This is a genomic window from Sphaerochaeta sp. PS, from assembly GCF_032144095.1.
GTDB lineage: Bacteria > Spirochaetota > Spirochaetia > Sphaerochaetales > Sphaerochaetaceae > Sphaerochaeta.
In genome coordinates this window covers 1-25,182 of sequence record NZ_JAVSNJ010000015.1, presented here as the reverse complement: position 1 = coordinate 25,182, position 25,182 = coordinate 1, and the positions used below count along the sequence as shown (strand labels likewise).

Below are 25,182 nucleotides of genomic sequence, written 5' to 3'. Positions count from 1 at the left end.
GAGCAAAGGGATCCAGCTGCTTATTTGACAGCCTTGATCTTTGCAACCCACTCTCTCTGAGCAGCATTGAGCTGGCTCTCATAGAGGGGTGCCATGGCGGCGGCAAACTCAGCCTGGTTGGAGATGCTGTTGATCTTGCTACCAGCTGCGCGTACCTTAGCCTCTGACTTCTTCTCATAGTCTGCCCAAGCCTTGACCTGTACAGCCTGTGACTCCTTGGCAGCCTTCTTGATGAGGGCCTGGTCAGCTGCAGAGAGCTTGTCCATGGTGATCTTCGAAGCAATGATCATCTCAGGGACACGGGTGTGCTCGTCGATGGAGAGGAACTTGGCAACTTCGTAGTGTGAGGAAGAGTCATAGGAAGGCCAGTTGTTCTCAGCACCGTCGATGACGCCGGTCTGCAGTGCGCTATAGACATCACCATAGGCCATGGGGGTAGGAACAGCACCGAGAGCCTGTACAAGACCCATCATCAGGGCTGATTCCTGAACACGAATCTTCATGCCCTTCATGTCAGCTACTGTGTAGATTGGCTTCTTGGTATTGTAGAAAGAACGTGCACCACTGTCGTAGTATACAAGACCAACAAAACCCTTCTCAGTCATGGAATCGAGGAAGTACTGGCCGATCTCACCATTGAGGACGCTCCACATATGGGCGGAGTCCCTATAGAGGTAAGGCATCTGCAGTGCGTTCAGCAGGGGCTGGAAGGAGGCCAAGGGGGAGATGGATACACGGGTGAAATCGATTCCACCAAACTGTACCTGCTCGATTGCACTCTTCTCGTCAGCAAGCTGAGCCTGAGGATAGACTTCAACTTTGATGCGGCCATTGGAGTACTCACCTACCAGGCGAGCAAACTCTTCATCACCGACAATAGTGGGGTAGCCAAGTGGCTGGTTGTCTGCAAGGCGAAGGACGATCTGCTTGGGAGCTGCTGCAGCACCCTCTTTCTCGCCTTGTGCAAACATTGGAGTAAGCAACAGGGCAACCAACAATACGGACAATAGAACTTTTTTCATACGGTCCCTCCTTAAGGAACTAATTATTACTGGATTCAGTATGACCCAACTCCATGCAGGAAAAAAGCCGGAAAAAATAGGAAAAACCGTGCATTTTTTTCCTTTCGTACTACCCAAGCTCATTTTTTTTGCAATCTAGGGCCTAATTCCCTTGGAAGTGGCCTATAAGTTTCAGCTCTTCCTTACTGCGTAAACCCAACAACGCATGGTATACTACCTACCTGATGGAAATGACACAAACACCAACCACCCCAAGCAAACCAGGCACCCTCCGAAGCTGGTTGCTCTCCTACAACATAGTCATGCTGTGCATTATCCTTGCCTTGGTGATCATCCTCTTTGGGGTTGTCTTCTCCCTGCTTGGGGAGATACAGAGCAGGAACAACACCTACCAGGCACTGAACACCCTTACCAGGCAACTGGTCGAAAGCCGTCAGCTCTACAAGCAGTATGGAGAGCTTCCCAATGACAAGAACCATGAGGAAGCTCTTGTGGATTTCTGGATTTTGGACAGGGAGGTACAGATATCCCTTCAGCGGCTAAAGGCGGGGTATGAAGAGAATGCACAACGGTACTTCATCTATACAGGAATCTTCAACGGCCTGCAGTTCATCAAGGAAACCATCGTAAAGATGGAACAGCTTGACCCTGGAACCCAGAGCCAGGAGTACTACAACATCTACTATACTGGGGACAAGGTCTATACCTACCTGCAGGACTATACCTTCAACCGATACCTCTCTGTCACCATCCAGGACGATGCATCCTGGATGAAGGAGGTCCAGCAACGAATCGAGAACTACAGGACATTTGCCATCCTGCTTTTCATCATCATAGCCTTCTCGTATACCATTGTTGTCTACAAGATGACCATGCGTCTGGTAAGGCCGGTAAACAAGATGGTAGAGACAGCCGAGCAGATATCCCTCGGGAACTTCGAAGGGGAACCCATCCCCCTGGAGGGCCCGGAGGAACTCATTTTCCTGGAACAGAACCTCAACCAGATGAGACAGAGCCTCCGGGAGCGGCTGGAGATGATCGCAGAGAATGCCAAGCTGGAAAAACAGATCCACTCCCAGGAACTGGAACAGATGCGTACCACCCGGGAGCTGGAGAAGGCCCGCTACAAGGCACTGCAGGCCCAGATAAACCCACACTTTCTCTTCAACACCCTCAACATCATCAGCAGGACTGCCCTCTTTGAGGAGGCAAACGCAACGGTCGACCTCATCGATAGCCTTGCGTCAATCTTCCGCTATACCCTGGAGTATCATGACGATGTCACCATCAGGGAGGAACTGGCATTTGTCAAAGAGTACCTGACCATCCAACAGGTCAGGTTTGCCGATCGCCTGGAGTTTTCGATCGACTGCCCGCAAGAGTTCCAGGATGTGAGGATCCCCCCCCTCATCATCCAGCCCTTTGTGGAGAATTCCATGATCCACGGCCTGGAGCCTAAGGTCGAGGGTGGAAAGGTCGATGTTACCCTCCATCAGGAGGGAAAGCGCCTGATCATCCAGATCATCGACACAGGGGTCGGCATCGATGCCTCCAGGCTCTCCCTGGTCCACGCTGACGGGAAACAGCACATTGGGGTAAAGAATATCAGTGACAGGTTGAAGCTATACTACAAGGGGAAGGCAAACCTTGTCCTATCGAAGGTCAGCGAGGAGGGAGGGACAAAGGTCACCATCACCCTACCCTTAAAGACAGGAGGAAAAAGCCGTGTACACGCTACTGATAGCAGATGACGAACATCTTGAGTGTGATGCGATTGAGCTGCTGGTTGAGCGGGCCCACCTTCCCTTGCGCTGTATCAAGGCCAAAAACGGTAACGAGGCAGTGGAGCTGGCCAGGCAGTACAATCCTGAGATTGCCTTCCTGGACATCCGGATGCCCGGCCTTGACGGCATCGAGGCCGCCAAGCAGATCAAGGAGCTCAACAGTGACTGCCAGATAGTATTCCTGACCGCATGGAGCACCTTTGAGCTTGCACAGCAGGCCATACGCCTCGGGGCCAGTGAGTACCTGGTAAAGCCTGTCCAACGCAAGGATGTCTACGACCTTCTGGACCAGCTGATCGCCCACCTCGACGAGATCAAGCTCTCGGAAACACAGCAGGCAGGGGAGATCCGTGAGGTCCTCAACCTCTTCAGCAGGGAGTTCTTCGCTGCCCTGAAGTTCAACAGGCTTTCAGAGGAGGCCATGCGCTCCTACTTCCTGATGCAGGACATCAGGACAGAAGAGGGCTTTGCCTTGGTGATCAGCGGGATGAGCGAGGACAACCTCCGTTCGCTCTTCCAGCAAAGCCGCCTCTATCCCAGATTGCAGATCTGTTACTTTGCCTCGATCGACCGGATCACGGTGCTGATATTCACAGCCCAGGGGGCAAAGGTCATCGAGCAGCTGGCCGGCCATCAGGGAGAGAGCAGAATGTACATAGGCTCGGGGGTCCTCTTCACCGGGTTTTCAGGGATTCCACGATCCATATCCACAGCCTCCATAGCCCATACCTATGCCTATCGGCACAAGATGCGGTTCCAGCGGTTCAGCGATGCCTTGCTGGAACCCAAGGACAGTGTGAAGCTCCAGGAGAAAAGCCTAGGCATGCTGGAGCACACCCTGCAGGGGAACCGGGAACAGGCACGTATGCTTGCCCATGAGATCATCGACAACATACAGTCCAACAAGCTGAGGGAAGAGGATGCCATAGAGGACATCTATGAACGGTGCATGGTCTTTTCCTATGAGCTCAACAAGAGGATCAGCCTGTTGAACTATCCCAAGCCGCGAAAAGAGAGCGTCATGGAACAGGAGATATACCTCATGGATTTCATTGACCTCGCCTGCTCAGCAATCCTGCAGGACAAAGAGGACCGATACAAAAGGTCTTTCGCATTTGTCGACCAGTACCTGAGGACTCACTACCAGGAACAGCTTTCCGTCGAGCAGGTGGCAACCATCATCGGCGTGAACACCAAGTATTTCAGCCAACTCTGCAAGACCTACCTGGGCTCATCCTTCCTTGAGTACCTGACCAGCATACGGATGGAAAAGGCCAAGGAGCTCTTGGACGCAAACGAGTTGACGATCAAGGAGGTGGCAGAGCTGACAGGCTTCATCGACGGAAACTACTTCTCCCGGGTCTTCCGCCAGAACTTCGGGGTCTCCCCTTCCAGCTACAAGGAGAAGGGCGAGGGCCTATAGGAAATCTTTTCGGGTAGGGGTAAAGATATCGAGGACGGTCCCTTCCTGCAGACAGACAACCCCATGCTCTACCCCGCTGGAGAACAGGAGGGAGTCGCCCTGCCCAACGGTCCGTGTCTCCCCGTCATTCTCAAATGCAAAGAGGCCACTGAGGATGTAGCTCATCTGCTGATGGGGGTGGGAATGGACACTACCGACGGCCCCTTTCTCAAAGTGGACCTCCACCATCATCAGCTCATCATTGTGTACCAGTATCTTTCGGCTCACGCCCAGACCCAAGTCCTGGAATACGACATCATCTTTCTTGAGGAATTTCATGGCTAGCTCCTTGGCCCTTGAATATACCATGCAACAGGTGCAGAGGGAACAGGTCTTTTCTCTCAACACATGCCAGCGAACAGAAAAAAGTCCTCCCAAAGGAGGACCTACCAAACAGGGAACCTACCGCTAGCCTTTGACTGCACCCATGGTAAGACCCTTGACCACGTACTTCTGGAAGAACATCGTCAAGAGGATTGCCGGAGCCATGATGGTTACCGCAGCGGCCATGACCGCACCCCAGTCAACCTCGACATAGGAGAGGAAGTTGTAGACGGCTATAGGGAGGGTCCGGGTCTTCTGCTGGCTCAATACCTGGCTGAACATGAAGTTGTTCCAGCTGAAGATGAAGCTCAGCGTAGTGGCTGTCACGACACCCGGCCCTGAGAGGGGAAGCAGTATCTTGGTAAATGCCCTCTGTTGGGTAAGGCCATCAACCATGGCAGCCTCCTCAAGTTCCCGAGGAACAGAATCAAAATAGGGGGCCATAACCCAGACAACCAAGGGAAGGCAGATGAGCATGTGCGAGAGGATGAGCGCCACATAGGAGTCCATCAAACGCAGCCGTGAGAAGACGATGTACCAGGGCATCAAGAAGGAGATGCCAGGCATGAGACGGGCTATGAGGATGAACATCGAGAGCTTCTGCTGCTTGTACCGTGCAATCGAATAGGCGGCAGGGAGGCCCAATACCAGGGAAAGCATGACGCTAACCACCGATACGATGACCGAATTCTTCATGTAGCGCAAAAAGTTCTGTTCAAAGAATACCCTGTTGTAGTTCTGCATCACCGGGGTGAAGATAAATTTGGGAGGCCAGGAGATGATGTCAACCTGTGTCTTGAACGAGCTCATCAGCATCCAGACAAACGGGAAGAGGATGGGGATGATGATGAGGGCCAGCATGAGAAGAAAGAGCCCTTTCTGTACCTTGGATTGTTTCATGCTCCCCTCCTACAGCTCAAAGGCCCGGCGCAATCGCATCACGCCAAGACTGAAGCCCATGACGACGAGGAACAAGAACACCAGCATTACGGCACTCTGTCCCATCCTGAAATATTCAAAGCTGTACTTGAAGGCAAGGATGTTCAGGTTCTCCGAGGAGTAGCCCGGCCCTCCCCCTGTCATCGCATAGATGATGTCGTAGGTCTTCAGCGCGTCGATGGCACGCAGGATGATGGCTGTCAGGATGGTCGGCATGAGCATCGGCAACGTGATCCTGAAAAGGACCTGACGGGAGTTGGCCCCATCGACCTTGGCTGATTCATACGGCTCAGAAGAGAGGCCAGCCAAGCCGGCCAGGACGATGATGGTGATCATCGGCGTCCACTGCCAGATATCCACAAGGATCAGGGAGGGCATGACGCTCTTGGTCTCCGATACCCACCCGCTCTGGGGAAGGTGGAGCACGCTCAGGACATAGTTCAAGATTCCGATGGTAGGATCATAAAAGAGGTTCCATACGATACCGATGGCAACAGGGGTAGCCACCAAGGGGAGCAATAGCAGGGTCTTGACCAGCCCCTTCCCCCTGAAGGAACGGTTGAGGATAAGTGCAAGGGCAGTACCAAGGACCATCTCGACGATGACAGCGCCAAAGGTAAAATAGAAGGTTCGGCCCAGGGCATCGAGAAACCTAGGTTCCTTCAGGACATCAACATAGCTTTTCAGGGCGACAACGTTCAGCGGCTTTCCACTCGTAAGTGACCAATCGGTAAAACTAAGAAAAAAGGTATAGCAGACAGGAAATACCATAAGCACCACCACGAATATCACAGCGGGCAGAGGAAACAGATACCTTAGGTTCCTCTCAAAAAAACTTTGTCGAATCATGGAAAAGCTCCTTGTAGCCACAAGTGGCCGACCGATGAACTCGGTCGGCCAACAATAGGTCGTTGCAGTCTAGAGTCCGTACTCTCCGTCGGTCTTCAGCAACTCATCAACAGCCTTGGCTTTTTCAGCAGCAAGGGCAGGAAGCTTTGTGGAAGTTCCCTTGGTATTGATGGATTCGATGATGACTTCACCGATAAGGTCTCTGGCCTGTCCGACTGAGCTCATGAATGGGCGGTCGAAGGGATAGCCATTCTTTGCAGCATGGGCCTGGGTCTCTACAAGACCAGGGTTCATGATAGCGCGAACGTCCTTGTCAGCCCAAGCGGAGTCGCGGGCCATGGTGATGTTGGTAAGCATGCCTTCCTTGGCAAGGGTCTTGCTGGTTGCCCAGTCGAGGAACTTCTGTGCGGCATCCTGGTTCTTGGTCTTTGCAGACATTGCCATACCCCAAGAGACTACGATAAAGGGAGAATCACCCTTCGGGCCCTTAGGAAGCTGTGCAATGCCAATGTCTTCAGCAGGAATCTGGGTCTTGGTGGGGTCGATGATCTGGCCGTAGAAGACAGAGGCATCGGTCCACATTGCAGCCTTTCCAGCCTGGAAGACAGGCATGATATTTTCCCAGGACATGCTGGTCACACCCTGAGGACCGTAGGATCCAAGCATCCTGCCGTAGAAGCGGGTAGCTTCAAGGGCTTCTGGGGAGTTGAATACAGCCTTGCCACCATCGAGATAGCGACCACCATAGTTGTAGATATAGCTGGAAAGCTGTGTTACAGCAGCAGCGCCCTTACCACGGGAAGCAAAACCAGCTACGCCATCTTTGGTCAGAGCCTTGGCAGCAGCCTCAAGTTCGACAAAATTGGTTGGGACAGAGAGGCCGGCCTTCTTGAGGAGGTCCTTTCTGTAATAGAGTACCTGCCACTCTGTTACCAGGGGTACGATATAGGCAACCCCAGCCTTGCGTCCGATATCAACGCTGTTGGCAGGGTAGTCTGAGAAATCGTACTTGTCCAAGCCCTTGTACCAGCCATTCTTGATGAACATCAGGCCTTCCTGGAGAGGACGGGTCATGAATACATCGACGGTGGATGAGTTGGTTGCGAACTCGGTGGTCAGCTTATTGGTAAGCTGGCTTTCCTGGAGGCTCTCATAGTTGACCTTGATGCCAGTCTGAGCTTCAAACTCAGGAATCTTTGTCTTGAGCAACTCACCATAGGGGTGGTTTGCCAGCAAAACACGAATCTCTTGCTTTGGCTGCTCGACGGCACCCTGCGCAAAGACCGATCCTGTCAGGCAGAGCATTACTAGAAGCACCACGAACATGTTCTTTTTCTTCATTATTCATTCTCCTTTTGAAATTGAAAGTCCTTTCGTCCTATTATACCTCCTTTTGGGTATATGTAAATCAAAAATGAATATTACTTTTAATTGTATGAATATTTCTTTCATAATGAACCACATTCAAATTACCATAAATCTTTCCTTGTGAAACATAACACTCGCGCCACCAATACTTTCAGACTCAGTATGGGCTATCACCAATGCAACGGATTTATCAAATGTGTACGTAACTCAAAAGTTGCCAAAACCAGCTACTCTAATATAATTTATAAATGTGATTCTTGCATAAATGCAAGGACATCCTTCATTGAATACAGTCCGGGTTTTTGCCCCTGGAGAAATCTAACACCGTAGACTACACCTTTGGCGATGATTGAAGAGTCTTCCTCGTGATGTGTAAACTCCATTCTCTCTCCTGAGCCTGCAAATATCACAGTATGGACAGACCTATAGCTTCCCGACCTTAAGGAATGGATACCTATTTCGTGATTCCTCCGCTGATATGATTTGGTTGAATCCCGACCATACTGAATGACCTCATCAACAACATCCCCTCTCGCTTCAGCAATGGCTTTTGCAATTGTCATTCCTGTGCCACTGGGAATGTCCGGTTTATTAGCAGCATGCGATTCAATGATTTCTATGTCATAAGCACCGCCAAGCAATCGCGTAGCGCTTTGGACGACCTCCATAAAAACATTCATACCAAGGCCATAATTATGCGACTTCAAAATTGGGATGTGTTTTGCACAGGATGCAACAAACTCCGACTGCTCTTTTGTGAACCCAGTCGTTCCGATTACCATTGGCAGTTTACGTTCCACTGCAATCTCTAAATGCTCGATGGTGGCTTGAGGGTTTGAAAATTCCACTACCATACAATCATTGTGTTTCACAAAACTTAAATCAGGAGATAGAACCAATCCCAGCTGCAATTCTTCACCTATATTCTGATGATCTTTTCGCTCAATTGCAGCTATAACATGTACGTCAGTTTCCAAAGCAAACTGAGCAAGAATTTTCTTCCCCATATTACCACAAGCGCCTGAAACAACTGTATTAATCATACGTATCCCCTATTTTTGAAATCTAATGATAAGAATGGTGGCCATGAAACAGTAACCAGTTCCCTGGGAGAATTGAGGTTGTAAAGTTTACAAATACGATAGTACTGACCCCGCCCTACTAAATGCTCCCATCATTTCTAAATTCTTCCCAAACATTTTCAAAAAATACTGAAGGATTAGGGATTTCATTTGGTGCCCGCCAAGTACATATGCAACAGGAAAAATCATTTTCCATACTGATTTCCTGCAACTTTTTATTGCTACCGTCATCTAGGGAATAATATAGGTCAGAACTAAGCCTAATTGCAGAATCTGTGGCCGCGGTGACCGGATAGACTGCACTTCCACGACTTTTCCCATAAGTCTCAATGTAATTAACAATGGAACTTATATAGACAAATTGAGCTATAAGTGTATCCCTAGCTATGAAAAAATCAGGCAAATCTTGGTATGATGAGATACTAACTTCAGAAAAGATGTTCTGAATCAGATTTTGAATCTCTTTTTGCAAATCCTTGGTTTCTTCAAGGGTCCTAAAGAGTGAGCATGAGATGCTCATTTTTTGTTGTATATGTTCCAGCATTGAATTGATATGGGGTTTCTCTCTGCCTATGAGACTACTTGCGCTATGTATGAGTGTTTCTATCTGACCAAATAATACAGGAGAAAGTGTAGGCTTATCTGCCGCGACCCCAGTTCCTTTTCTACAGATGTATTCTGCTGCACGTAACGAGCCAACTTGTCCTGAATTTAAAGCGCTTCCTCCTGGGCGATTTACGCCATGTGTACCGGCAACTTCGCCAACAGCAAACAGGCCAGTTAGATTAGTCTGCCACCAGCAATCAACTGCAAGCCCCCCATTATTATGTTGGGCACAAAGCGATATTTCCAGAGGTTCTTTTGACAAGTCGACACCTTTCTCAAGATACTGTTCATAAGCAGGATAGTTCATTTTTTGCAGCCTCTCTACAGGAGTCCCAAAACATACCTCTGCATGTTTCAAATATTCATATGCTTCGCTTATCAGGGTTGAGTAATCAAGAGAGTCAACCGAACCAGGGTTTTCTCTGTAATCGAGAAATACCCGCCTCCCCTTAGCCAGTTCTTGGTATACTAAAAAATCAATCCTGGAAGAGCCATTCTCCAATTTTCCCACCGCAAAAGGCCATTGGTACCCTTTGAGAAATACATTGGATAAAAGAACGGAACAATCCGTGAAATATGCATGCAAAAATTCTGATTGCGCCTCTGATCCAACTTCCGTTGAATATATTCTTGGCAGCACCTGCATATACGAACCAGAGACATTCCATTTTGGGTTGATAGATGCCAAGCCAAATTGCCATTCAGGTAAATTACGTCCTTTTGCCCCGGCTTCAAAGGCAAGGCCTGATGAGCCATGGTGCCCGTCGGGATATACAACATTAGCGTATATTCCAGCAGGGCCTCCCGTTGCATACACAATGTTTTCACACAAAATTATTATGTATTCAGGCTGCACCTTGGGCAAGGAACTCTTATCCAGGCAAAGGATCCCACGTATCGTGCTTTCTTCTGTAAGTATTTTTATGACCAACATCTGGTCAAGGATTTTTAGTCCTTTTTTCAGTACCTCTTTCTCCAGATGTTCCGTCATCATCCTTGAGGTATATGGGCCTGCACTAGTGGCCCTTTGCCTCGGATCATGGTCAGTTTTATAGCCTACAAACTCTCCATAGCGGTTCTTAGGGAATTCGACTCCCAATTCCACTAATTTAAAAAAACATCGGGTAGATAGGGCTGCCTCACACAAGGCCAGATCCCCATCCATACAGTTCCCATCAAAGAGAGTTTGCGCCATAGCATGCACGCTATCAGGCTCTTTCCCTGAAAGAGTAACCTTATAGTAGGTTTGTTTATCTGACCCTGCATTTCTAGAAGTCCCACAATCCCTTCCTTCGGTTACCAACGCAATATTCTTTTGTCCAAGCCGCAACAGATGATCAGCTGCATTATAGGCTGCTGCACCAGATCCGACAATAATAGTATCGTACGTAACTATCTGCATTGTATGAGCATTTATCCTATAAGTCCCAATATATGGATGCCCCAGTATGAGCTGAGGAGGTCATTTTTCGATACAGAGCCAAGTATCCGCTTGCAGGTTTATGTATGGGTTTCCAATTCTTCTTCCTCTTGGCAAATTCTTCGTCAGAAATCTCAACCATCAGAGAACGTCCTTCAATATCAATGTGAATGATATCTCCAGATTGAATAAATGCTATGGGTCCGCCATCATATGCTTCTGGGCTCACATGACCGATTGCTAGCCCTCCAGTGGCACCTGAGAACCTGCCATCAGAAACCAATGCAATGGAAGAACCCATTTTCTTGCCTAGCACAGCAGCCATAAAGGTTTCCATGTGCGGCATACCAGGTGAACCCTTCGGTCCCTCATATCGTATCACTACAACATCACCGGCAACGATCGAATCATCCAGCATGGCTTGCCAGGCTTCATCTTGTGACTCATAGACTTTTGCAGGGCCAGTAAATTTCCAAGATCCTCTTGGTATTGCAGAGAACTTAACAATGCTGCTTTCCGGAGCAATGTTACCTTTTAAGACAGCAAGTCCTCCGTGAGGATTAATAGGATTCACGCAAGGTCGAATTACCTCTGGATCAGTGGAGCGCCTACCCATAGCCATCTGATGAATTGACCCAAACATTCCTTGCACATCCCCTAGGAATTTTTTTGAAAAAAGCAGTTCTCCCACTACAGCATTAAGTCCTCCAGCCTTATCAAACTCTTTCATAGTATAGGTAGGATGATTTGGATAGATTGCACTGATCAAGGGAACCTGCATGCTGATCATATCAAAAAATTGGGGGGTTATATCAACGTTAGCCATTTTGGCCATAGCAGGAATATGGAGGATCGAATTTGTCGAGCCTCCAGTAGCCATCATATAACGGACCACGTTTTCAAAGCTGTCTTTGGTTATCAGATCAAGTGGCCTAACCTCTTGTTTAACAAGTTCTACTATCTTTCGCGCTGCTTGTTTTCCAAGGATATGCCAGTCTTCTGTCTGGCTTCTTACCGATGCATTTCCAAACGGGGAGAGACCCAATATTTCAGCAGTAGCACACATGGTATTGGCAGTTCCCATAAAAGGGCAAGCTCCCGGAGAAGGACATGCTGAGCGAACTATAGCCTTGTAGTCTTCCTCTAGCATTTGGCCGCTCTTATATGCTGCATAAGCCTGTTTTGTATGGGTGAGGGTAAGCATTTCTCCCTTATATTCACCCGTATCCATATAGCCGCCGGTAAACATTACAGAAGGGATATTGACCTTCAAGGCCCCCATAATCATGCCAGGAACTATTTTATCACAAGTTGCCAACAGCAACATGCCTTCGAGCATATTCAATTCAGCTAAAGTCTCAACTTCGGCGGCTACCAAATCACGGGCAGGAAGTGTATAACGGTCACCGGGAGTATTTGAGCAAATCCCATCACAAACACCAAGAGTTGGTAATTCAAGGGCCAAAGCTCCAGCCCCATATATTTCTTGTTTCAACTCCTCCACGATATCTGAGAACGGGAAATGGCCGGGATTCATCTCATTCCAAGAGTTGACAATACCAATTATCGGACGTTTTGCATCTGCTTCAGAAATACCCATTGCATATAATAATGCATTCCTATGATCAAGCGACTCTTCATTCCAAGTTCGAATCATGTTTATGTTCCTTTCCAAATCTTCAAGTACTGGCTAGCTTTCCCTTGACTGGGGACCAGGTTAGGCATTTATGTAGCTGGGACAATACCTTTTCGAATGATAATATTAGCGAATCTAGCTGAGTCACTAGTAGCGACAATTGCATAAGCTTGCGATGCTCTTGTATAGAACTCCTGCCGTTCTAGCATCTCCATCCCCACAGGAGAACCATGATAGCTATCTACTATTGTTTGATATGTAGCCACCACATCACCTTTATAATCAGAGGTAGGCGGGATACGCATCAATTTGACAGGCTTTTCGACTGCATAATCGATGGGAAAGTGATAGAGGACTGCATGCAGTAACTCTTGAATGCCTACTCCACTGTAGGTGATTAACCGTTTTGCATTGGAAACTGCAGGAAAATTTCGATCAGCGAATGCTATCTCATCACCGTGCCCCATTTCCATCAGGACCTTCATCAATTCTGGTGAGATTAGGGGGCTTATATGTTTCAGAATCATGTTCTATCTCCTTTTTCGCAATCAAGGCATCAGTAAATTTGGAATTGTCATGACCAAACCCGGCAGATACGTAATCAGAAGCAAAACCCCCACCATGGCAATAAAGAAAGGTATGAATGCCTTAACCACATAGCTGATTGAACACTTTGCAATACCACAAGCAACGAACAGGCAAACTCCAACCGGAGGAGTAAAAAGCCCTATAGCCAGGTTGACTACCATAATCACCCCAAAGTGAACAGGATCAATTCCAAGGCTCACAGCAATAGGCAGCAAAATCGGAGTAAAAATAATGACAGCAGGGCTCAAGTCCAACCAGGTTCCTACAAATAACAACAATGCATTTATGATCAACAGCAGCATGAACTTATTTGTGGTAATTCCCGTAATGAAACTTCCGATCATTGCAGGGACTCCCTGCTGGGCAAACAACCATGCAAGAGAAGAAGCTGTAGCGATCATCAACGCTACCTGCCCTGTGGTCAATGCCACTTCAGCAAGCATTTTTGGGATATCCTTGAATTTCAATTCTTTATAATAGTATTTGCCCAAAAGAAAGGAGTACAGAGCTGCAATACCCGCAGCTTCAGTAGGGGTAAAGATTCCTCCTACAATACCACCTAGGATAATAACTACAGTCAACATTGCGGGGATCCCGCGGATACTGATTATGACACTCTTCTTGACACCTAAAAAAGCATCACTGGGATAATTGCGTTTATGGGATATAATCCCAGCTACAACCATTAATGCGATTCCTGTGAGAATTCCGGGAATTATCCCTCCCAGAAACAGCTTCCCTATGGAAGCCCCCGAAACAGCACCATATACAACCATAGGTATTGAAGGCGGAATCATAACACCGATAGTTGAAGAAGTGGCTGTTACAGCCACTGAAAAGTCCTTGTCAAATCCTCGATCCTCCATAGCTGGAATCAGGATAGCGCCAATGGAAGAGGTGTCAGAGGCAGCAGAGCCTGTTATACCAGCAAAAAGCATGCTGGCAACAATGTTTATATATGCAAGCCCACCTTTAAAATACCCGACAAATACCCTGGATACTGCGATTAAGTCATCAGTTATTCCTCCAAGAGCCATAAAACGTCCGCATAAAATAAAAAGAGGCACTGCTATAAGAGTAAAAGTATCCATCCCTGTGAACATGCGTTGGACGAATATCATAATTGGAATGTTTTGTGTATAAATTATACCTCCAATTGTGGCAATACCAGTACAGATGGCAATAGGCACGTTAAATACCATTAAGCCGATCATAATTAGAAAGACAATTGCTGCAATCATGTTATTTCCTTTTCGTCTTACGCCTTAATGGCTAGTTTTGGTTTTTCATTTTTGATATGGCTAATGATTTCATTAATACCTAGGATAAAGTAAAGCACACCGGAAATAGGGAGGACCATATAGACATATTTCATTCGCAAACGCATAATAGGTGATTTCTGAAGCCCCACTATGCTTAACAACTTGAATCCATAATAAGCTAAAACAAAACTAAAGATTATCTGAATGCCATAGATGAATAATCTGTTTATATATCGCGATCTAGGCTTCATTTTACTTTCAAAATAATCAATTCCCAGATGCATTCTTTTATGCATAGTCAGCACACTACCCAAAAAACAATACCAAATGAAAGCAAATCTAGCCAATTCATCCGTCCAGGAGAATGGAACTCTGGTAACAACTCGGGTGAATATTTGCAAAAGTACGGTGCCTACAAGAACCACACCAACTATTCGCACGATATACTCAATGATAAAATCATAAAGGATATTAATTAACTTCTGCATTTCCTTTCTCCTTCGGAAAAATAGAAGGGGTAATTTCTACCCCTTCTATTTGTGTGCTCGTTTACTTTAAGAAAGCATCAATGATATCGCCACCAATCTCAGCCCTATATTGTTCGTATATGGGAGAGACTTTTTCAATGAAAGAAGATTTGTCAGCAATATCGTTGACCTGCATACCGAACCCTCTCAATTGCTCAAGAGTTGCAGATTCACTATCAGAATCCAATTTTGTCGCATATGCTCCAGCTTCCTTACCGGCCTTAAGTATCACTTCTTGTAGATCTGCTGGAAGTTTATCAAAGTATTTCTTGTCAAACGCAATAATATTTGGCGTTATGTTATGTGCGGTCAACGAAACATATTTGGTAACCTCGTACTCTTTCTGTGAAACGATTATTCCAACCGAGTTTTCAGCCCCGTGAACAACACCGGTCTGAAGAGCCATATAACGTTCGTTAGCAGAGAGAGGAACAGGCACAGCACCAAGCAACTGGAATGTCTTGGTCATGATAGGGCTCTCCATCACACGAATTTTCATGCCTTTAAAATCATCTGCTGTTTTGATGGCATTTCGAGAATTATAGATATTTCTTGGAGAACGAATCATCCAGCCAATAACTTTCAAACCATTGCTGGCTTCCAGTGATTTGGATAGCTCTTCGTCTAAGCCTCCTTCTAAAACGCTCTGCAAATGTTTGACATTTCTAGAAAGGTAGGGTAAGTCAAAAACCATAAATTTGGAGTCAAAACCAGAAAGGACTGCTGTGTTTATTTCTGCGGCCTGAAGACTACCCATCTGCATTTGCTCAATATAGTCCCTATGTCCACCAAGCTGTCCACTATCAAACACCTGGACGTCGATTCGGCCATCTGTCCGTTCTTCAACAATCTTCTCGAAATAATAAAAGGCCTTTACACAGTTATCTTCAGGGTTAGAGGGGGTAGCCATTTTAATTACATACTGCCCTTTCGCATTTGCACTAGAGGTTTCTTTAGCTCCACTAGCAAACAAACCTACAGAAACCAAAAGCACAACCATCAATACTACGATTGTTTTTTTCATTTTCAGAACTCCTTTTTACTTGAAAAAATAGAAATAAAATCCTTTTCCTAGTTACATGTAGTACAACATGTATGAGTTCAGCATACCATAAGTTTGAAATATAGCAACATTTTTTTAGTGAAAATAATTCATAATAAAAATCCATAAATATAAATATATTTGTTTGTTTTATATATATTTATATTTTACTTCCTAAAGTTTTAAACTTACATGATTAAAAATCATAGGTTTTTATGAGCTCTCATATATGATATACTATACACAGCATTGCTGTAAAAATATCTAATTTCAAAAAAACAATTGACTTTTCTGAAATTTGATGCAAAGGTATTTACAACTGGTAGGCTACAGGTATGCTCGAATATTTTATATAATAATATAGAAGATAACGAGCTCAAATGGAGGATGAGATTCAATGAGTAATTCTAAGCTGTTATATCAAATTGTGTATGACACTTTACATGCAAGGATACTATCTGGAACATACCATGCTGGGGATTTATTACCCTCAGAACGAGAAATTGGAGAACAGTTTGAAGTTGATCGGACTACTGTAAGAAAAGCTCTGCAACTATTGGTCGAAGAACAATTAGTCGTCAAATTACCGGGGATTGGTACAAAGATAATCGGAAAGGATCCTCTTCTACCAGAAAGCGTAAAAATTAAGACTGAATCACGGGGAAAGTCAAATGGAACAATAGGTTTCTTTTTACCACCGTCGGTCCACAGAACAGACCGTATTAGCCAGCCTTTTTATTCTTCATTGTTTTATTACACCGAGAAGGAAGCAAGGGCCAGGGGCTACTCCTGTATCTATTCCACTTTAGATGAAAATGATGATTTTGAGGAAATGCTGGAGAGACAACATTACGAAGGTATTATTTTTTTATCCAACACGCCCGAAAAATTTATCACCATAGCCCAAAACGCTGGTATTCCCTGTATCCTTACAAATGAATACTCTAATCAAACTCTTTCTTTTCTGGCGGATAGCACAAACGGAATGATTAAAATGTGCGAATACCTGATCTCTCTTGGGCACAAAAGGTTTGCCTTGATCAGTGGCATTGAATCTTACCTGACTTCTCAAGAAAGGCTAATTGGTTGCACGTACACGTTTGCAAAAAACTCTATCCCCGAGCCATATTACCTCAGTTGTGATTGGGAGCCGGATACAGCCTATCAAATAACCAAAAAACTTCTTTTGAGTGTAGATGTGTTACCAACAGCAATAGTGGCCTTTAATGATAACATCGCCTTCGGTTGCCTTCGAGCTGCAAGTGAATTGGGATTACGCATCCCCCAAGACATCTCAATTGTTGGTTTTGACGACATTGAACAGAGCCGGTACTCTATTCCTAGATTAACAACCGTTCATGCAAGCATAGAAACCTTAGCGAAAAGCTCTTTGCAGGGCTTGTTAATCCAAATCGCTGACCCATCCTATAACACGAATCTAAAATGTTATGTACCCTGTTCCCTTTCTATTAGAGACTCCTCTGGGCCACCACCAAAAATTTCTCCAAAACTTACAAATCTCAAAAAGGAACAAAATTAAATGAAAAAAATTGAAACTCTTTTTCTCCATTGTTCACATTTCAACCCAACAGAAGCGGAGATATCATTTCTTAAAACAACGTATCCACAACTTTCCATTACCAGCACCGAAGAAACTGCCTACACAGCCGAACAGATAGAAAAAGCAGAAATTATTGTAGGGTTTCCTCGCGCTGAAGATCTGCCAAAAGCAAAGAACCTCAAATGGTTGCAGGCAGCAAGCGCAGGAGTGTTGCAATATGCCGATAAGGGCCTCTATGTCAATAAGGATTGCATATTGACTACAGCCTCAGGAACATATGGCCGGCAAATTGGAGATCATGTCCTAGGCATGATCATTGCGTTTAATCATCAGTTCCTGACGTACCACAATCAAATGAAAACTAAAATATGGGCTCGTTATTTTCCTACAAATGACATTTGGGAAAGTACTATCCTTATTATTGGATTTGGAGACATTGGCCAGAATGTTGCAAGATTGGCAAAAGCTTATGGCATGAGGGTAATTGCCCTCAAGCGCACACCAACTGACAAACCAGCATACGTAGATGAGCTGTTGACCGTAGAACACTTGGACAGGATGCTTCCAACAGCTGATTATGTTGTTGTCTGTACCGCCTCAACACCTGAGACTGAAAAAATTATTGATGCAAGGCGAATAGGATTGATGAAGCAAGGTTCATACATCATCAACGTCGCCCGAGGATCTTTGGTGGATCAGGAGGCTGTAATCGAAGCCCTTGAAAAAGGCAAACTTGGAGGAGCTGGATTTGATGCTACCGAGCCTGAACCGCTTCCCCCTGAAAACAAATTATGGTCTTTGCCAAATGTGCTGATCACCCCACACTCTTCCGGCTTGTCCCCTAGGGGCCCATCCAAGATGTTCTCGATCTTTGCTGACAACCTAAAACATTACCTAACGGATAAGAACATGAAAAACATTGTGGATTTTGAAAGAAAATATTAAAAGATTTTAAAAGGATAGACATTATAAAAACTCATGGAGGATTCGTAACATGTATAAAAAATTTGGGAATACTGATTTGAAGACAAGCCCGATCGTTTTTGGGTGTATGGGAAGTGCGGGAGCCTTTGGAAACCAAGAGGAAAAGGACTCAATTGAAGCATTGCAAGCGGCTTTTGACGTAGGCATCAACTTCTTTGACACTGCTGAAGGGTATGGAAATGGATATTCTGAGCAGTTACTTGCCAAAGCTTTAGGTACCAGGCGAAAGGAAATTATTATTTCTTCTAAAGTTTCAGTCGAAAATATGAAGAAAAAAGACATACTCGAAGCTTGTGACCGTAGCCTGAAAAACCTTCAGACAGACTATCTCGATATGTATCTTCTGCATTGGCCCGTGACAAATGTTTCAATTGAAGAAAGGGTTGAGGCCCTTACAGAACTGAAGGCATCAGGAAAAATTCGTAATTATGGAGTTTCTAACTTTGGCCCACAAAACCTTGATGAGGTGTTGGCCATAACTGATATTTGCACCAATCAGATCGGCTATCATCTCTTCCACCGCGCTGTAGAGTTTGAAGTCCTTCCAAAATGCATTGAGCACGATATTCCCGTTATGTGCTACTCCTCGCTGATGCAAGGTCTGCTTGCTGGTAAATACAAGTCCCTTGCAGACTTTCCAGCCAACAGGGCTAGAACCACTCTGTTTGACAGCAGGACCCACAGCCAGAGCAGGCATGGTGGACACGGTGCCGAGAAGGAAGGCCAGGAGGCATTGGATAGGATTTGGGAGATAACCAACAACTCAGACTATTCGATGGAAGAGTTGGCTGTAGGTTGGCTTAAAGCACAGAAGGGTGTTGCTGGGATTATTGTAGGGACAAGAAATGCTGTGCAAAGCAGAGATTTACTGAAATTGCTTGATGTCAAGCTAGACCCTGCCCTAATAACTGAACTTGGCAAAGCGACCGAGAAGGTCAAGACAGCCTTAGGAGCAAATATTGACATGTGGGATCATCGGTCAAAGTAATTACTTCTTGTGTCAAAATACTATGTACCTTCTCTCAACAATGTTCTTTTGTCGGGAGAAGGATACTGGTTTCATCGTTGTCTGTTCTGAAAACACCCAAATGAATATTACTTTTAATTGCATGAATATTTCTTTCATACTATACTGGGAGGCAAGAGTGCCCAAGGAGGGACCATGACCGAGGTCAGTGCCATCTACACTATCCAGAGCAAATACGCAAGTCTCAGCACAAAAGAGAAGAAAATCGCTGACTTCATCCTCAAGCACCCCAAGGAGTCGGTTAACCCCAGCATCGAGGAGCTTGCTGAACTGATAGGTATCAGCGAATCGACGATGGTCCGCTTTGCCCGCAAGCTCGGATACACAGGCTACCAGCGATTCCGTATCGCCTTGGCCAGGGAGACCATCCCCTCCAACGAACAGGTATTCGAGACAGGGGTCTCAGACCAGGAGGACCCCATCGACACCGTCTTCCTGAATACCCAAAAGACCTTGGATGAGACCTACAAGAGGATCGACCGCGTAGCTCTCCAGGAAGTGGGAAAGCGTTTTGCCAGTGCCAGGAACATCTACCTCATGGGTCTTGGAGGGTCAAACATCATAGCCCTCGATGCATACCACAAGCTTATCCGCACGGGCCTGAACTGCAACTATGCCAGCGACTTCCATATGCAGCTGATGCTTGCCTCCCAGTCAACGGACAAGGATATCGCCCTCATCATCTCCCACACGGGATCGGGGAACGATACCCTGGCGCTTGCAGAAGAGTGCAGGAACAACGGCTGCGACATCGCAGTCCTTACCAGCAACAACCGGTCCCCCCTGGCGAGGATGGCAAGCAACGTGCTGCATGTCACAACCAGCACCAGCCTGCTGGTTGCAGAGTCATTCTCAGCCCGGATCGTATCGCTTACCATCATTGATATCCTATATGTAGAGGTCCTGGAAAGAATGAAAAATCTAGGGGTCGAGAATTTGAACAAGATGAGAAATGTCATCGCAAAAAGACGCATCTGATTGAGGAGATAACGTATATGAAAGCATCCATCGGTTTGATAGGACTGGCGGTAATGGGAGAGAACCTGGTGCTCAACCTTGAGAGCAAGGGCTTTTCCGTTGCTGTATTCAATAGAAGTACCATAAAGGTGGACACCTTTATGGAAGGAAGGGCAAAGGGCAAGAAGATCATCGGGACCCACAGCCTGGAAGAGCTCGTATCCTCCTTGGAAACACCGAGGAAGGTCATGATGATGGTCAAGGCCGGAAGTGCAGTGGATGAGACCATCGAGGCCCTTATCCCCCTTCTTGCAAAAGGGGACATCATCATCGATGGGGGAAACTCCAACTATGAGGACTCCCAGAGACGGATGGAGCATGTCGAGGGCAAAGGACTGCTCTATATAGGGACCGGAGTATCTGGTGGTGAAGAGGGAGCCCTTCTGGGGCCTTCCATCATGCCTGGTGGGTCAAAAGCGGCATGGACGGCCATCAAGCCGATGTTCCAGGCGATCTCTGCCCATGTCGATGGGAAACCTTGCTGCGACTGGATAGGACCCGGTGGGGCCGGGCACTTCGTCAAGATGGTCCACAACGGCATCGAGTACGGGGATATGCAGCTCATCTGCGAGATCTACGACCTGCTCCACCGGTACCTCGGCCTGAGCAACGACGAGATGCAACAGGTGTTCTCCATCTGGAACAAGGGGGACCTGGACTCCTACCTCATTGAGATCACAGCCGATATCCTGGGATATAAGGAAGAGGACGGCTCTTCCCTTGTCGACCATATCCTCGATACGGCAGGACAGAAGGGAACCGGAAAGTGGACGGGAATTGCCGCCCTCCATGCGGGGACTCCCCTTACGCTCATCGTCGAGTCGGTCTTTGCCCGGAGTGTCAGCAGCCAGAAGGACGAACGGGTTGCCGCTAGCAAGGCCTTCCCAGCCAAGGCGATACTGTGCACCCACGAACGAGAGAGTTTCATCAACAAGTTGGGAGAGGCACTCTATGCCGCGAAGATCATCTCCTATGCCCAGGGCTTCTCGCTCATCAAGAGCGCAGGGGAGACCAACGGGTGGGACCTCGATTTGAGCAGCATTGCCCTTCTCTGGAGGGGAGGATGCATCATCCGCTCGGCGTTCCTGGACAAGATCAGCCAGGCTTTCAGCAAGAAGGCCGACCTGCAGAATCTGGTCATGGACCCATATTTCATTGAAATCCTGCATGCAAACCAGCAGAGCCTTCGTGAGGTCGTTGCCGCATCGGCTCTCAGTGGTATCCCCACACCATCGCTCGCGGCGGCCCTCTCCTGGTTTGACAGCTACCGCAGCGAGCGTCTTCCTGCCAACCTGCTGCAGGCACAGCGGGACTACTTCGGGGCGCACACCTACGAAAGGGTCGACAAACCAAGGGGTGAGTTCTTCCATACCAACTGGACCGGCCGTGGCGGCGATACCGCATCAACAACATATAGCATATAGGAGCATGGAGATGGCAAGCATACAGGTACTTCAGAACGATCGGCAGGGTTTTGACCTCGTCTCCCTAGGGGCCCTTGTGGTCAGGCTCGACCCAGGGGTGATCCCCTTTGAATATGCCCAGAGCCTCGACCTCCATGTTTCTGGGGGTGAGTTCAACGTGGCGGCCAACCTCAGCCGTGCATTTGGGCAGAAGACTGCGGTAGTATCTGCCATGGTCGACTACCCCATCGGCCTGAAGATCGAGAGCGAAGTCCGTAGGATGGGTGTTACCGGAATCTACAAGCGGTTTGCCCATGACGGGGTTCGCGGGCCGAACATGGCCAACGTATTCAGTGACCGCGGCCAGGGCCTCAGGGCCCCGGTGGTCTTCTACAACCGTAGCAATGAGGCCGCTGCCCTCCTGGACGAGAACAGTTTCGACTGGGATGCAATCTTCGCAAACAAGGTCCGTTGGTTCCACTCCGGAGGCATCTTCAGTGCCCTTTCGGAGAAGAACCCCAACCTTATCATCACAGCGATGAAGAAGGCAAAGGCAGCTGGGGCCATCGTCTCCTTTGACCTGAACTACAGGGAGAAACTCTGGAAGTCCATAGCCAAGGGGGGAGAGGTTCCCCAGGAGGTTGCCCAGAGAATCCTCTCCTCGATCGTGGAGCACGTAGATGTACTTGTCGGAAACGAGGAGGACCTGCAGATGGGCCTAGGCCTGAAGGGCCCCGAGGTGGAAACCCATGGCAAGCTCGACCCGTCATCCTTCTTCGCGATGCAGGCAACCGTCTCCAAGCGGTTTCCGAACGTCAAGGCCGTTGCAACCACCATGCGGGAGGTAAAGTCCACCAACCGCCACGACTGGAGTGCCGTGCTCTGGTATGACGGCAAGGCCTACCAAGCCCCTACCTGCTCGCTGGACATCTACGACAGGGTCGGCGGTGGCGACGGATTTGCCAGTGGCCTCATCTATGGCTTCCTTGCAGGGAAAAGTCCTGAGGAGAGCCTGAGGCTCGGATGGGCCCATGGCGCGCTGCTCACCTCCTTCCCGGGGGATACGACCATGGCTACCCTCAGTCAGGTAGAGGCTCTTGCCCAAGGCGAGAGTGCAAGGATACAGAGGTAATATGAAAGCACTGGTAATGACCGAATACAAGAAACTTGAGTATAGGGATGTCCCTACCCCACAACTGACCTCCCCCACAGGGGTTCTGGTCCGCATCAAGGCTGCAGCGATCTGCGGCAGCGATGTCCATGGCTTTGATGGCTCCACCGGCAGGCGCAAGCCGCCTGTCATCATGGGCCATGAGGCCAGTGGTATCATCGAGGAGGTCGGGCCCTTGGTGAAGAACTTTGCCAAGGGTGACAGGGTCACCTTTGACTCCACCATCTGGTGTGGCTCCTGTTCCTTCTGCCAGCAGGGGAAGGTAAACCTCTGTGACAATCGCAGGGTGCTGGGGGTAAGCTGCGATGAGTACAAGCAGGACGGAATCTTTGCCGAGTTTGCCCTGCTGGAGGAGAGGATCCTCTACAAGCTCCCTGACAACCTCGATTTCATCCAGGCTGCAATGGCTGAACCTGCAGGGGTTGCAGCCCATGCCATCTCTCTGGCCCCCCCAGCCCTTGGCGAGGATGTCGCTGTGGTTGGCACTGGCCTGATAGGCCTGCTTATCCTCAAGCTTCTGCGTCCCATCACCAGCGGCAAGATCGTGGCACTCGAGCCTGATGAGGCCAGAAGAAAGAAAGCCCTGGCTTGCGGTGCTGACTATGCCTTCGACCCGAGGGAGCCAGGGCTCCTGGACAAGATCGCCACCATCACAGACTCGGGGATGCTGGACAAGGTCTATGAGGCTGTAGGGGCGACAGGGCCCATCAACACAGCCATTGAAGTGGTGAAAAAAGGCGGGAGTGTCGTGCTTGTGGGCAATGTAAGCCCTAAGGTCGAACTTCCCCTACAGAAGATTGTGACCAGGCAGATACGCCTCCAAGGAAGCTGTGCCATCAGCGGGGAGTACCCGACTGTCATCAAGCTCATGGCCTCAGGGCGCCTGGTAGTGGATGATCTCATCAGCAAGACAGCCCCTCTTAGTGAAGGCCAGCTCTGGTTTGACAAGCTCTATAACAGGGAAGACAACCTTCTGAAGGTTGTACTGCTTCCGTAATACATAAGGAAGGAACGTATGGTACGATACGCACTCATTGGATATGGAAAGGTTTCACACGTGCATGCAAAGGCTCTGGGTGAGGCAAAGGATAGCAAACTGGTAGCGGTCTGGGGGCGGGATGCCCAGAAGGCCGAGCAGTTTGCAAAGGTCTGGAACATCCAGGCCTTCACCGATATGAAAAGGATGATCGCAGAGGCCCAGGTCGATGCGGTCATCATCACCACTCCACACCCCCTGCACAAGCAACATGCCATCGAGGCCCTCAAAGGTGGGGCCCATGTACTGGTCGAGAAACCCATGGCACTCACGGTAGCAGACTGCCAGGCCATGGTCGACTGTGCCAGACAGGAGAAGAAGAAACTTGCCGTAGTCAGCCAGAGGCGTTGGTTCCCGGCAACCAAGCGAATCCATCAGGCCATTGCAGATGGCAAGATTGGCAAGGCCATGATAGGGCAGGTCACCATGCTTGGCTGGCGTGACAAAGAGTACTACAACAGCGACCCCTGGAGAGGCAAGTGGGACAAGGAAGGCGGTGGTGTCCTCATCAACCAGGCCCCTCACCAGCTGGATCTCTTGCACTGGTTCCTTGGCCCGGTGAAGGAGGTCTACGCCCAGTGGGACAATGTTAATCACCCCTATATAGAAGTTGAGGATACCGTAGTCGGAACAGTACGCTTCACCAGTGGTGCGATAGCCTCCATCCTGGTCTCGAACTCCCAGAAGCCTGGCATCTACGCCAAGGTCCATGTCCATGGCTCCAATGGCTTCTCTACAGGGGTCCAGACTGATGGAGGGGCGATGTTCATTGCAGGCAGGAGCGGCATCACCGAACCTCCCTACAACGACCTGTGGACTGTTGAAGGAGAGCAGCAGATGCTCGAAACATGGAAACAGGAAGACACTGCCTTCTTCAAGACCATTGATGCTGTCAGCTACTTCTTCCGACTCCAGCATGAGGATTTCACCCAGGCGATCATCAACGATACCACCCCCACCTCTTCAGGAGAGGAGGGAATGGAGACGGTGAAGCTCATTGAGGGTATGTATATCTCAGGAAGGACGGGTAAAGCTGTCAGGTACTAGGTCAGCCTTAGGATACACCATCCCC

Annotated in this window: 22 protein-coding genes; 10 read left to right on the top strand and 12 right to left on the bottom strand. The window is 48.1% G+C overall.

The features are described from left to right. Nucleotides 1-20: 20 nt before the first annotated feature. Nucleotides 21-1,022, bottom strand: a complete 1,002-nt coding sequence (locus ROJ03_RS11070) for a TRAP transporter substrate-binding protein (protein ID WP_313727119.1) — start codon at nt 1,020-1,022, stop codon at nt 21-23. Nucleotides 1,023-1,246: 224 nt separating this feature from the next. On the opposite strand from ROJ03_RS11070, the gene ROJ03_RS11065 reads away from it, so the two are divergent. Continuing rightward, nucleotides 1,247-2,773 carry a sensor histidine kinase gene (locus ROJ03_RS11065; protein WP_313727118.1) on the top strand — a complete coding sequence of 509 codons (1,527 nt, stop codon included), beginning with the start codon at nt 1,247-1,249 and terminating at the stop codon, nt 2,771-2,773. After that, complete coding sequence (locus ROJ03_RS11060; RefSeq protein WP_313727117.1) at nt 2,748-4,229, top strand: response regulator; 1,482 nt, start codon at nt 2,748-2,750, stop codon at nt 4,227-4,229. Before ROJ03_RS11065 ends, ROJ03_RS11060 begins: the two co-directional genes overlap by 26 nt. On the opposite strand, the gene ROJ03_RS11055 is transcribed toward ROJ03_RS11060, so the two are convergent. The 11 genes from ROJ03_RS11055 to ROJ03_RS11005 all read right to left on the bottom strand — a co-directional run bounded on the left by ROJ03_RS11055 (nt 4,224) and on the right by ROJ03_RS11005 (nt 15,893). Continuing rightward, nucleotides 4,224-4,547 (bottom strand): cupin domain-containing protein, encoded by a 324-nt coding sequence (locus ROJ03_RS11055; protein WP_313727116.1) that lies wholly within the window; start codon nt 4,545-4,547, stop codon nt 4,224-4,226. The genes ROJ03_RS11060 and ROJ03_RS11055 overlap by 6 nt on opposite strands. 129 nt (nt 4,548-4,676) lie before the next feature. Then, nucleotides 4,677-5,492, bottom strand: coding sequence for a carbohydrate ABC transporter permease (locus ROJ03_RS11050; protein WP_313727115.1), 816 nt, complete (start codon nt 5,490-5,492; stop codon nt 4,677-4,679). 9 nt (nt 5,493-5,501) lie between these two features. Beyond that, nucleotides 5,502-6,380: a sugar ABC transporter permease gene (locus ROJ03_RS11045; RefSeq protein ID WP_313727114.1), complete on the bottom strand. Its 879-nt coding sequence runs from the start codon at nt 6,378-6,380 to the stop codon at nt 5,502-5,504. 69 nt (nt 6,381-6,449) lie between these two features. Beyond that, nucleotides 6,450-7,721 (bottom strand): sugar ABC transporter substrate-binding protein, encoded by a 1,272-nt coding sequence (locus ROJ03_RS11040; RefSeq protein WP_313727113.1) that lies wholly within the window; start codon nt 7,719-7,721, stop codon nt 6,450-6,452. Between the two features lie 269 nt (nt 7,722-7,990). Next, nucleotides 7,991-8,791 (bottom strand): 4-hydroxy-tetrahydrodipicolinate reductase, encoded by an 801-nt coding sequence (gene dapB / locus ROJ03_RS11035; protein WP_313727112.1) that lies wholly within the window; start codon nt 8,789-8,791, stop codon nt 7,991-7,993. Between the two features lie 118 nt (nt 8,792-8,909). Further along, nucleotides 8,910-10,838 carry an FAD-binding protein gene (locus tag ROJ03_RS11030; protein ID WP_313727111.1) on the bottom strand — a complete coding sequence of 643 codons (1,929 nt, stop codon included), beginning with the start codon at nt 10,836-10,838 and terminating at the stop codon, nt 8,910-8,912. A gap of 16 nt (nt 10,839-10,854) precedes the next feature. After that, on the bottom strand, nt 10,855-12,513 hold the full coding sequence (ilvD, locus tag ROJ03_RS11025; RefSeq protein ID WP_313727110.1) for a dihydroxy-acid dehydratase: 1,659 nt from the start codon (nt 12,511-12,513) through the stop codon (nt 10,855-10,857). Between the two features lie 68 nt (nt 12,514-12,581). Then, nucleotides 12,582-13,019: an RbsD/FucU family protein gene (locus ROJ03_RS11020; protein WP_313727109.1), complete on the bottom strand. Its 438-nt coding sequence runs from the start codon at nt 13,017-13,019 to the stop codon at nt 12,582-12,584. A gap of 21 nt (nt 13,020-13,040) precedes the next feature. Continuing rightward, entirely contained in the window at nt 13,041-14,321 is a 1,281-nt protein-coding gene (locus tag ROJ03_RS11015; RefSeq protein WP_313727108.1) for a TRAP transporter large permease, read from the bottom strand. A 17-nt stretch (nt 14,322-14,338) separates the two neighbouring features. After that, nucleotides 14,339-14,830 carry a TRAP transporter small permease gene (locus tag ROJ03_RS11010; protein WP_313727107.1) on the bottom strand — a complete coding sequence of 164 codons (492 nt, stop codon included), beginning with the start codon at nt 14,828-14,830 and terminating at the stop codon, nt 14,339-14,341. Nucleotides 14,831-14,891: 61 nt separating this feature from the next. Next, nucleotides 14,892-15,893 (bottom strand): TRAP transporter substrate-binding protein, encoded by a 1,002-nt coding sequence (locus ROJ03_RS11005; RefSeq protein WP_313727106.1) that lies wholly within the window; start codon nt 15,891-15,893, stop codon nt 14,892-14,894. A gap of 415 nt (nt 15,894-16,308) precedes the next feature. Between ROJ03_RS11005 and ROJ03_RS11000 the strand changes: the two genes are divergently transcribed. The 8 genes from ROJ03_RS11000 (at nt 16,309) to ROJ03_RS10965 (ending at nt 25,157) form a co-directional block, all read left to right on the top strand. Next, nucleotides 16,309-17,451 (top strand): GntR family transcriptional regulator, encoded by a 1,143-nt coding sequence (locus ROJ03_RS11000; protein ID WP_313727105.1) that lies wholly within the window; start codon nt 16,309-16,311, stop codon nt 17,449-17,451. Then, nucleotides 17,452-18,417, top strand: a complete 966-nt coding sequence (locus ROJ03_RS10995) for a D-2-hydroxyacid dehydrogenase (RefSeq protein ID WP_313727104.1) — start codon at nt 17,452-17,454, stop codon at nt 18,415-18,417. A gap of 49 nt (nt 18,418-18,466) precedes the next feature. Next, nucleotides 18,467-19,444, top strand: coding sequence for an aldo/keto reductase (locus ROJ03_RS10990; RefSeq protein ID WP_313727103.1), 978 nt, complete (start codon nt 18,467-18,469; stop codon nt 19,442-19,444). 174 nt (nt 19,445-19,618) lie between these two features. Continuing rightward, the gene (locus ROJ03_RS10985) at nt 19,619-20,461 is read left to right on the top strand and encodes a MurR/RpiR family transcriptional regulator (protein WP_313727102.1); all 843 of its coding nucleotides are present in this window, start codon (nt 19,619-19,621) and stop codon (nt 20,459-20,461) included. 17 nt (nt 20,462-20,478) lie between these two features. Continuing rightward, complete coding sequence (gnd, locus tag ROJ03_RS10980) at nt 20,479-21,924, top strand: decarboxylating NADP(+)-dependent phosphogluconate dehydrogenase (RefSeq protein WP_313727101.1); 1,446 nt, start codon at nt 20,479-20,481, stop codon at nt 21,922-21,924. A gap of 10 nt (nt 21,925-21,934) precedes the next feature. Further along, nucleotides 21,935-23,035: a sugar kinase gene (locus tag ROJ03_RS10975; RefSeq protein WP_313727100.1), complete on the top strand. Its 1,101-nt coding sequence runs from the start codon at nt 21,935-21,937 to the stop codon at nt 23,033-23,035. Between the two features lies 1 nt (nt 23,036). Continuing rightward, the gene (locus ROJ03_RS10970) at nt 23,037-24,071 is read left to right on the top strand and encodes an alcohol dehydrogenase catalytic domain-containing protein (protein WP_313727099.1); all 1,035 of its coding nucleotides are present in this window, start codon (nt 23,037-23,039) and stop codon (nt 24,069-24,071) included. Between the two features lie 18 nt (nt 24,072-24,089). Continuing rightward, entirely contained in the window at nt 24,090-25,157 is a 1,068-nt protein-coding gene (locus ROJ03_RS10965) for a Gfo/Idh/MocA family oxidoreductase (protein ID WP_313727098.1), read from the top strand. The last annotated feature ends 25 nt before the right edge of the window (nt 25,158-25,182 follow it).